Raw genomic sequence first — 9,536 nt, 5'->3', positions numbered from 1 at the left:
TGACGCCGGATAGATGTTTGCAACTGATCCACGCAGAACGTTTCAATGCCGCTTGCAAAGGGAGAGCCGTCCATAGAGATAATAGGTCTGCTCGCTGACCCCGATCCGACGGCAGGCTTCGGCGGTCGAAGCCCCCTGCGCCAGCACGATCTCAACTTCACGCAGCTTGCCGATGATCTCTTCCGGCTTGTGCTTCTTGCTCGGCATTCAATGTCCCTTTCGCGGTCCAGACTATCATAGTCTCTGGGCCACTCAGCGGGGGGCAGATCAATGTCGGCTTCAAGGCGCTTGGCACCCCGCCGGCAGGTCGCGAAGCGGCGCGCAAGGGGCAGCATGCACGCCTGTCGGAAATCTATGCGGGGCAGCTCGACCTGCCCGAGGCGATTGTTCAGGCAGCGCAACTGGTCGAACTGGCTGCGGCGCACCCCACCGCGCTGCTCTGCTTCGAGCGCGATCCTGCGGGCTGCCATCGATCCCTGCTGATCGATGCCGTACTGCCAGACGCTGATCGGATTGATCTCTATCCAGGCTGATGGCGGCATTTGGCAACCAATCGGTGCCGGAGCGGGATTCTCGTCGGTGGGAGAGTTCGGACCTGTCGGCGGCAAGGCAGGATGGCAGGCGGGACGCTGCTTTCCTTTTCACCATGAACCTGTCCAATGTCGGGAACCCAAGCGGCCGGGCGGCCTTATAGCGGCATGCGCACCCCATCATTCCTGTCCCTGACATTTGATTGCTGGAGCCTCGGGCTTGAGGCTTGCTCCGTCATCGGCATGCGGCTCCCTCGGCTCATGGCCGGCAATGCGGCGGCCATGGCGGAAGTGCAATTGATGGTCAGGGAGAAAGTGGAGGCAGCAACGCTGCTGCAATGGAAATTCATGACCGGAAGCCTTGGCACCTCGCCGCCTGCCATGATGAACGCGTCAGTCACCCATTATCGCAAGGCGGTCCGCAAGAATCGGCAGCGATTGGCGCGGCCCGCCAATTAAGGAGAGAGGCGCAGGATTGTTTCGCAATCAGCATATTCCTCGCTCGACCGCCGCCGGCATGTTTGGCAAACAGCGTGCTTCCAAAGCAGATGAGGGTGCCATGACCGGAAATGAACTGATCGAAGCCGTCGCTACCCAGCAAGGGGCCACCAAGTCGGATGTGAAGAAGATCATCGACGCGGCACTGGCCGCTATCGCCGACGCGGCAGCCCGCGGCGAAGAGGTCTCGATCGCGGGCTTCGGCAAGTTCAAGGTGAAGCAGAGCGCCGCCCGGGAGGGCAAGAATCCCCGGACGGGCGAGCCGATGACGATTCCGGCGTCGCGCAAGGTCGGGTTCCAGCCAGCCAAGGCGCTCAAGGATAAGGTCAATAGCTGATCGCCGGCGCCGGCTTCACAGTCGATCCAAATCGTACGCGGGATGGCGGCGAGGGTCGTAGTACGCCGGCGTATTCGCAGAGGCTTATGGCAATGGGCCGGCATAGGCTGCGAGGCTGCAGCTGGCGCACGCCGCGATAAGTTGAACCTCGCGAGGAGCCGGTCGAGGTTCGGCCCGGCTGGAGACGATCAAGTCTTGCCCCGCCTGCCCTCAGGCGGGTCGCTTTCACTCTAAACAGGCAGGCGGGGCATCCAGCAGATTGGCGCAGTCCTTGCCGCTCCGTTGGATGAGTTTAGCTGTCACCAGCGAATGTGAACCACTCGGCAATGGCTTGAGGCCATCGAGCCGACCTCGGCCGGCCACCCACTGCAGGCAGGCCGAGGTCAACCGAGAGGGTCGAAAAACCCTGCACCGGATGATGCAGGGCCAGTCGGGTCGCGCAAGCCATGGAGACTTGCCGGGGGATAACCGATTGGTCGATCATTGTTTCCGCGAAATAATATCGCAATCGAATTTTTTGCGTTTTGCATGAAAATATTGGGCGGTGTGCACGATCACCACCTCCTGTCAGCTAGCGTCCGGATAGGCAGCCTTGCGCGCATCGCCCTCGCTCTGCTGCTTTGCCAGAACAGATCGGGTGGGGCGAAATAGCTGTCCTCGCCGAACAGGTGGCACACGATGGCGCGTTTAAAACCGGCAAGGTCGAACAGTGGATGGTAGGTAGCGATGGACTGACCGCCAAGGAGCCACGCCTTTAACTGATGGCGGTTTGGCGCGCGGGCATCGGAGTCATCATAGAGGGCCATCGCTGTCGATGCGATGTTCGATGGGGAACATCAGTTCAGCAGCGAAAATCAGTCATTTTGAAGTCGTGCAGGATTGCTGGATGTGAGGTATTAGCAGCAGATCTTGATAGCTGCCCGCTATGATACCCCGTTCGGGTGATTTCGTCCGTTGATCAAGCTGCTATCTCCTTCGAGCGACCCGACGATTGTCTTCACGATCGATCGTTCACTGACCCTGCCAGAAACGGCAGGGTCTTTTCTTTGCGCGAACGGTGCCGTGCGCGCCGGTGCCGTTCCCACGCCGCTCCATTTGGACGCGACCGCCAACTCGATCAGTGCTAGGTTGCTTGCTGAAAGGAGTCATCATCATGGATGATCACCTCAAAGCCGCCGCTGCCGCCGCTGCAATGACCGACATGGAATTGATCACGGTCTGGAACAAAATCGAGGATCGGGACGAGTTGACCACCCAGGAAACGGCAATCCAGGACGAGATGGAGCGCCGCGAGATCGATATCTGATGCGCAGCGGTCCCGACATGATCCTGACCATCGAGGCCATTTTGCTGGCTGCGATGATGATCGTCGGCGCCGCTGCCGGGATCGTCAGCCTGATCGACTGACCCGCGCAACTATCGACGATAATGGTCGTTTCATTCTAAACGCCCATTGGAGAGACGAACCGTTGCGCCGCCCAGAAACTGACCCCACCGCCCGCGCAACATCCTTTTTCGAGGTAGATGGTGTCCTGGCGCTGGGCATCCTGTGCGGGGCGCTGTTCGCCGCCCTCGTGGGCTTGATTCGATAAGGTCCGGAACAAATGCGTGAGGGGCCTCGTTCTTCTCGTTCCTCTGTTATTCAAGACGACACTACCCCGCCGGCGTTGGTGGGGTATTTTTTTAAGGCAGATATTTGAAACCTGACGCACAAAATGACCGTGATGGATCGAACCTGATCCTCAAGATTGAAGCCGCGCTTCTGGCAGCCATGGTGATCGGATCGTCGGCCGCTGGCCTTTACAGCCTTCTGTAACGTCGTTGCGCCGATCGGCGCGCAAATCTGTCTTTCGGCACCAAGGCAATTGCGTGACGATCGGCCCGTATTCATCGAGATATTCCCCACGAAGCGCAGGCCAAAGCGTTAGTCCCTGATGCAGATTATTGAGATGGATCAGGTTACGCAGCTGCCGGAACCGATCGTCTGTTTGCGGCTTCCTTAGCGGATAAAACCACTGAGGAGACCTGTCATGGCCAAGGCCGAATATAGTGATGCCATCGCCCTTCTGAAGGCCGATCATCGCACGGTCGAAGCGCTTTTCGAACAATATGAGAAAGCCGCTTCAGCAAAGAAGAAGGGCGATATCGCTCACCAGATTTGCATCGAGCTCAAGATCCATACGCTGATCGAGGAAGAGATTTTCTATCCCGCGTTCGAAGGCAAGATCGAGGCAGACACGCTTGAAGAGGCCTATGTCGAGCATGATGGTGCCAAGGTGCTGATCAATGACATCGAGGCTGGCTCGACGCAGGACAGATTCTTCGACGCCAAGGTCAAGGTTCTGTCCGAAGAGATCAAGCACCACGTCCATGAGGAAGAAATGCGCGGCGAAGGCATGTTTGCGCAGTGTCGCGCGACCGATGTCGACCTGGTGGCGCTTCGGGATCTGATGCTTGCACGCAAACAAGCATTGACTGCGCAGGCGAAAGCCGAAGGCCTGCCCGCCGCCAAGCCAACTGCGGTCAACCTGATCCCTGCCTGAGCAGGGTTCAGAATGACGAAAAGCTGACGTTGGATAGCGGCACCGACCGATATCGGGGCGCGCACAAGGCCGGCGGCAACATCTCGAGCACCACAAGGAAAAGCCCATGCCGAAGTTCGGGTACAAGCTGATGACGGAGGAGCACGGACCGAAAGTGCTCGTGGAAAATGCTATCCGCGCAGAGAAAGCGGGGTTCGATTTCTTGTCCATTTCGGACCATTTCCACCCCTGGCTCGAGTCACAGGGCCATGCGCCATTTGCCTGGAGCGTCCTTGGCGCCATTGTCCACGCTACAGATCGCATTGGCATCGCGACCGGCCTTACCTGTCCGATCCTGCGCTATCATCCTGTCATCGTCGCGCAGGCCGCGGCCACTATCGCGGTCATGAGTGACAATCGTTTCACTCTGGCGGTCGGCGCGGGTGAACGCCTGAACGAACATGTCACAGGCGTCCGGTGGCCGTCGGTGCCCGAGCGGCACGAAATGCTGGGTGAGGCGATCGACATTTTTCGCCTTCTGTGGAAGGGCGGCGTTCATAGCTGGCATGGAACGCATTTTGTTATCGACCACGCCCAGCTTTATGATCTTCCATCCGAGCCTATCCCGGTCGTCCTGGGCGTGAGTGGTCCATCCTCCGTCACACTCGCCGCTGAAAAGGGCGATGGCATCATGACGACTGCGCCAGATAGCGATCTCGTGAAGAGTTATGAAGCGAAGGCCGGCAACCCGGGCCCCCGATATGCCGAGGCGGTCATTGCCTATGCGCCGAGCACCGAGCAAGGGCTGGACATCGCTCATGATAGGTTCCGCTTCTCTGCCTTCGACTGGTCGGTCAACAGCGAGGTTCCTTCTGTCCAGGGCTTCGAAGCCGCAAGCCAATATGTCCGGCCTGAGGACCTGACCTCGAAGGTTTCGGCTGGCCCGGACGTCCAGGCCCACGTCCAGTTCATCTCGCAATATGTTGATGCTGGCTTCGACCATATTGTGTTGACCTGTCCTGGCGACGACCAAGCAGGATTCATCGATTTCTTCGAACAGGAGCTGAAGCCGGCCCTGTCGCGCCTGGAAAAGGGACCATCCAGATGACGTCGCCCCAGGATCGGGAGATCGAAGGGGCGCTCGATGTTGGAAGGCAATGAGAAGGTGATGCCTGTCTCGATAGAAAGTGCGCCCACCATCCTCCGTTCTCGCCACCGGTCGACGCCGTCTGTCGCAAGGCAAAGGGCCTTTGCCGGCGGTGCAGCGACACGATGCCCACGGCGCGCATTCGGTGCGTAAGGCACGTGGATATAAACCTGCGACGCAGGGTTGATGAAATATCTGCCTGACGGCAGCTGCTCCAGGATCTGAGAGGTTCAATGGCCAGTTCGCAACAGACCCGTCTTGTGAAGATCTATCCCACTCGGTCCGGGGCAATGAACAACGAACATGACAGGGTCGCAAGAGCCGAGCTTGCGCGAAGGATCGCCCGGCTTGGTCAGGCGACATTCGTCGATCACGACCCTTCGTCAGTCTCCGAGCTGGATGGTGATACGCAGGACACGCTCTTCATTCCGACCGGCACGATTGACCTGGCAATGGCGCGGCAACTGGGCATCCGCAACGAAAGCCAGATTTACGGCGGCGTGGTTCCGCATGGCTTCGTCGGAAGCAAGGTCATCACGCATCCGGTTTTTCCAGGCAGCAACGAAGTTCCTGAGGGATGGCGGCCCGAACTGGGCGCCGCTCTTGCGCCTTATGTTCTTACTGGCTGGTCGGCGTTCAACGTTGATGCCGTGCGCGAAGCCAGCCTCGACATGCTTCGCTATGGTTCGATCCGTCTGAAGGAGGTCGAGGCGACAGCGGGGCTCGGACAATTTGTCGTCACTTCGCCAGGGGAGCTGGAAGAAGCGATCGCGCAGCTCGATGCGGAGGCTATCGCGCGTCACGGCGTCGTTATCGAAGAGAATCTCGACAATGTCATCACTTACAGCGTGGGCGTGACATGTCTTTTTGGAGAGATCATCTCTTACTGGGGCACCCAGCGCCTTGCCACCAACAACGAAGGCGCCACCGTCTATGGAGGCTCGACCCTGCATGTGGTGCGGGGCGGCTTTGAGAAGCTGGCAGGCCTCAGACTGGCCGACGATCTGCAGCAAGGGATCGAAAAGGCGATCGCATATGATGCGACCGTCTCGAAATTCTACCCGGATCTGATGGCCTCTCGTCGCAATTATGACGTCGCCGCAGGCATGAATTCTTCCGGTGAAATGCGCATCGGTGTTCTTGAGCAAAGCTGGCGGGCGGGCGGTGCAAGCGGCGCCGAGATAGCGGCCTTCGAAGCCTTTGCACGCGATCGCGCGTTGTCGGCGGTCACATGCGCCACGATGGAAATTTATGGTCATCTTGACGCCGCGCCGGAGGGTAGCATCCTCTATTATAGCGGTATCGATGCGGTCGCGGGACCGATCACAAAATATGCAATGGAGCTGGAATGACGGGCAGCCAGATATGTTTTGACGTCGAGGGGGAAAGTCTGGACGCGACCATCCTGTCACCGGACAAGCTTGTTCCTGGCATTCTCTTCATCCACGGGTGGGGCGGATCGCGCGATCAGGACATGGTTCGGGCCGAGGAGATCGCACAGCTGGGCTGTATCTGCTTCACCTTCGATCTGCGCGGCCATGCCCGGCACGCCGAAGAGCGCAACCGGGTGACGCGATCCCATGGTCTTGCCGATGTCGTGGCTGCCTATGATTATCTTGTCGGTCAGGACCAGGTCGATCCATCTGCCATTGCGGTCGTCGGCACAAGCTATGGCGGCTATCTCGCAGCGCTTCTTACTGCCGTCCGCCCGGTCAACTGGCTCGCCTTGCGCGTGCCTGCTCTCTATCCTGACGAGCATTGGGATGTCCCCAAGGCAATGCTCGACCGCGATCTTATCAATGCCTATCGGGCCCGCTTCCGCACGGGCCGCGAGGACAAGGCTCTGGCGGCTTGCGAGCAATTTGCCGGCGATGTGCTGATCGTCGAGTCAGAGCAAGACGACTATGTGCCGCACGCGACAATCAGTTCCTACATGTCCGCGTTCCACAACAGTAATTCCTTGAGCTACCGCATCCTCAAAGGCGCTGATCACTCGTTGCGGGACGAAGGGTGTCGGCGCGCCTACAACCAGTTGCTGCTGACCTGGATCGAGGAAATGGTCCGTGGCGGCCGCCGGCCCTCGACAAGCAGTCATCAGGACGCCGGAGAGCTTCCTGCCCAGGCCTACAAGCTGGCGGACCGATAACATCTTCAGACAGCTTGGCCCGATATGCCTTGCCAAGCGTTGAGGGTGCAAAGGAGAAAGCCATGTCATTGTCGCTTGAAGATCTGTCGCGAAAGATGAAGGAAATCGATTTCGCGATGCTTGCCACCCATGCCGCAGACGGCGCGATCGGATCGCGTCCGATGAGCAACAACCGCGAAGTCGAGTATGATGGCACTGCGTGGTTCTTCACTGACGAAACTGCACTGATGGTCTCGGAAATCGAGACCAATCCCGCTGTCAATCTGAGCTATCAGGGCAAGTCCGGCTTGCTCGGCCATCGGCCTTTCTTCGTTGCGGTCGAGGGGCGGGGCGTCTTGATCAGGGATCAGGCTCAATTCGACGCGCATTGGACGAAGGAGCTGGAACGCTGGTGGCCGCAGGGCACCCAGACCCCCGGACTTGTCCTCATCCAGGTACTCGGCAAGCGCGCCCATTATTGGGATGGCGAGGAGGAAGGCGAAATCCTGCTTGAGGGCCCCCGTTGATGGCCCCTGACGAAAAGCCGTCCGCGCGCCGGCTGGGGAAAGCCGGCGCCTTCATCGTCGGCATCATCATCGCCATTTTCATCGTCATATTTGTCGGCAGAAACCTGTGGCATAGCGAGGAGCTGGAGCAGGATCAGGCGGTCGGCAGTAATGTCGCCACCGAGCATACCGGTCCATCCTATAATCAGCGGCCCTGAGGCGAGCCGGGCAGCCGAGCATCCTGCCGGCCGCTCACTGCGCCATGGCCTGATTGGGTTCCGATGCCCAGAACAGGTGACAGGGTGGTATATTGCGCCATTCATATGCGGCCCGCACCGACCCAAATCGGTCTTTGAGCAACGGGCGCACGGCGATCCGCATCTGATAAGCCATGAAAACTCCATCTGGGCACAGGAGTTGAGCGCTGCGATCAACGATCTGCGTCGCGGCTTCTGGCTCGAGGGTCGAAAAGGGCAGCCCGGAAATGATGCAATCGGCCCGAGAAAGGCCGTGACTGGCCATGATATGCTGCACATCTGCCGCCGATCCGTTGACGACATGTAATCGTTGGTCCGGGATTGCCGATGTCAGATGGTCGGTGAAAGACGCGCTGGTGTCGATGGCGATCAGCCTGGCATGGGGTGGGAGGCGAGTGAGAATGGCAGCGGTGAAAGCGCCAGTCCCGGGCCCATATTCCAGCATTGTCGTTACACGAGACCAGTCGATGCCGTGCAGCATCCGGTTTATCAGCCAATGCGACGCGGGAAATGATGAGCCCACCATGGTCGGGCTTTTCAAGAATTCAGCGGCGGCGACAAGCCGGGCCTTCAGATCGGTTGTTCGTCCATGAGATCTGGAAGCGGGGTGAAGGGCGGCTTCTTGTACATCGACCATATCTGCTCCTCAACGTCGTCTTTGCTCTATAAGCCTCCCGAGATATTTGTAGTTTCAGCGCCCCCGGCAAAAATCACGCTTAACAGGATCAATCTCCAACATGATTTCTCATGTGTCTCCGAGAATTGCTGATGACGCACGCGACAGAGGCGCGATGAGAATGGCGATGTGCCCTGCCTTGGAGCGTCAGGCCTTCGTTCTTCCCTGGAGTGGCGGCACCCGCAGGACAGCTGGTTATTCAAGCCGGGCAGGCGAATGCAGTTCGTCGCGAGGAGAAGGACCGTTGATGGGCGCCATGGACAGATTGCGCTGACGAGCAACAGCGAAGGACAGGGGCAGGAACAGGTGCGTCCGGACAGTGGTTTTGCCCCAATGGCGAAACTGAAGGTCTTCCGTACGCCCGCCGGCTTCCATGATGCCTATGTCGCGGCGCCCAGCCAGAAAGCCGCGCTGAAGGCGTGGGGATCGGCGGCAGACTTGTTTGCGCGCGGGATTGCCGAAAAGGTCACCGATCCCAAGCTGATCGAGGAGCCGCTCGCCAAACCCGGCGTCGTCATCAAGGTGAGCCGCGGTAGCGCGGGTGACCATTTCGAGGCTGCTGAAACGCGATCTCCACCAGATCGCGGTCGCAGGAACACCAGAAGAGCAGCAAAGGAAGATCAGGCGGAAGCCACCGTTGCGCGTGTCGCCCGAAAACCCAAGAAGACGATCCCGCGGCCCAGCCGCGCGAAACTCGATGCGGCCGGGAAGGCGGTCGAACAGGCGTCCGCCAACCTCAAGGCGGGATTGGCGGACATAGACGCCCGGATGCGCGCTCTCGACGCCGAGCGCCGGACTTTGCAGGCAGAAGGCGACAAGCTCATAAAGAAGCTGGAGGCAGAGCGTGACCGGGCGCGCAGGGAGTATCAGGCTCGGCTGGAAAAATGGGCGAGCCGCTGAACCATCATGGCGGGTGCTTCACCCCAGCCTCTCCAAGC

General features: G+C 59.4%; 12 protein-coding genes and 2 pseudogenes. 11 read left to right on the top strand and 3 right to left on the bottom strand.

The window, feature by feature from the left end:
• Window positions 1–78: 78 nt before the first annotated feature.
• A pseudogene (locus tag AC0KVN_RS25625) lies at window positions 79–207 on the bottom strand (transposase); the annotation flags it as partial.
• A gap of 59 nt (window positions 208–266) precedes the next feature.
• On the opposite strand from AC0KVN_RS25625, the pseudogene AC0KVN_RS25620 reads away from it, so the two are divergent.
• The 3 genes and pseudogenes from AC0KVN_RS25620 to AC0KVN_RS25610 form a co-directional block, all read left to right on the top strand.
• Window positions 267–533, top strand: a pseudogene (locus AC0KVN_RS25620) (DUF488 family protein); the annotation flags it as partial.
• A gap of 240 nt (window positions 534–773) precedes the next feature.
• The gene (locus AC0KVN_RS25615; RefSeq protein WP_483656566.1) at window positions 774–989 is read left to right on the top strand and encodes a hypothetical protein; all 216 of its coding nucleotides are present in this window, start codon (window positions 774–776) and stop codon (window positions 987–989) included.
• A 58-nt stretch (window positions 990–1,047) separates the two neighbouring features.
• Window positions 1,048–1,365: an HU family DNA-binding protein gene (locus tag AC0KVN_RS25610; protein ID WP_162129641.1), complete on the top strand. Its 318-nt coding sequence runs from the start codon at window positions 1,048–1,050 to the stop codon at window positions 1,363–1,365.
• 554 nt (window positions 1,366–1,919) lie between these two features.
• Here the strand turns inward: AC0KVN_RS25610 and AC0KVN_RS25605 are convergent.
• Window positions 1,920–2,171, bottom strand: a complete 252-nt coding sequence (locus tag AC0KVN_RS25605) for a hypothetical protein (protein ID WP_483656565.1) — start codon at window positions 2,169–2,171, stop codon at window positions 1,920–1,922.
• Window positions 2,172–2,518: 347 nt separating this feature from the next.
• On the opposite strand from AC0KVN_RS25605, the gene AC0KVN_RS25600 reads away from it, so the two are divergent.
• From AC0KVN_RS25600 to AC0KVN_RS25570, 7 genes are all read left to right on the top strand, one after another.
• Entirely contained in the window at window positions 2,519–2,671 is a 153-nt protein-coding gene (locus tag AC0KVN_RS25600; RefSeq protein ID WP_284112581.1) for a hypothetical protein, read from the top strand.
• Between the two features lie 724 nt (window positions 2,672–3,395).
• Window positions 3,396–3,908, top strand: a complete 513-nt coding sequence (locus tag AC0KVN_RS25595; protein WP_483656564.1) for a hemerythrin domain-containing protein — start codon at window positions 3,396–3,398, stop codon at window positions 3,906–3,908.
• Between the two features lie 106 nt (window positions 3,909–4,014).
• Window positions 4,015–4,995, top strand: coding sequence for a TIGR03557 family F420-dependent LLM class oxidoreductase (locus AC0KVN_RS25590; RefSeq protein WP_483656563.1), 981 nt, complete (start codon window positions 4,015–4,017; stop codon window positions 4,993–4,995).
• Between the two features lie 272 nt (window positions 4,996–5,267).
• Window positions 5,268–6,386 carry a DUF3182 family protein gene (locus tag AC0KVN_RS25585; protein WP_483656562.1) on the top strand — a complete coding sequence of 373 codons (1,119 nt, stop codon included), beginning with the start codon at window positions 5,268–5,270 and terminating at the stop codon, window positions 6,384–6,386.
• A complete protein-coding gene (locus AC0KVN_RS25580) occupies window positions 6,383–7,180 on the top strand; it encodes an alpha/beta hydrolase family protein (RefSeq protein WP_017503586.1) in 798 nt (265 codons plus the stop codon). The genes AC0KVN_RS25585 and AC0KVN_RS25580 overlap by 4 nt, the downstream gene beginning before the upstream one ends.
• Window positions 7,181–7,242: 62 nt before the next feature.
• Window positions 7,243–7,686, top strand: coding sequence for a pyridoxamine 5'-phosphate oxidase family protein (locus AC0KVN_RS25575; RefSeq protein WP_483656561.1), 444 nt, complete (start codon window positions 7,243–7,245; stop codon window positions 7,684–7,686).
• On the top strand, window positions 7,686–7,883 hold the full coding sequence (locus AC0KVN_RS25570) for a hypothetical protein (RefSeq protein ID WP_483656560.1): 198 nt from the start codon (window positions 7,686–7,688) through the stop codon (window positions 7,881–7,883). Before AC0KVN_RS25575 ends, AC0KVN_RS25570 begins: the two co-directional genes overlap by 1 nt.
• Before the next feature lie 34 nt (window positions 7,884–7,917).
• On the opposite strand, the gene AC0KVN_RS25565 is transcribed toward AC0KVN_RS25570, so the two are convergent.
• Entirely contained in the window at window positions 7,918–8,559 is a 642-nt protein-coding gene (locus AC0KVN_RS25565) for a class I SAM-dependent methyltransferase (protein ID WP_483656559.1), read from the bottom strand.
• A gap of 255 nt (window positions 8,560–8,814) precedes the next feature.
• Between AC0KVN_RS25565 and AC0KVN_RS25560 the strand changes: the two genes are divergently transcribed.
• A complete protein-coding gene (locus tag AC0KVN_RS25560) occupies window positions 8,815–9,498 on the top strand; it encodes a hypothetical protein (RefSeq protein WP_483656558.1) in 684 nt (227 codons plus the stop codon).
• Window positions 9,499–9,536: the final 38 nt, after the last annotated feature.

It is taken from the genome of Sphingobium sp. SG1 (assembly GCF_057063145.1).
Note: the sequence above shows the minus strand (reverse complement) of the source record. Positions and strands in the feature narration are given on the sequence as shown.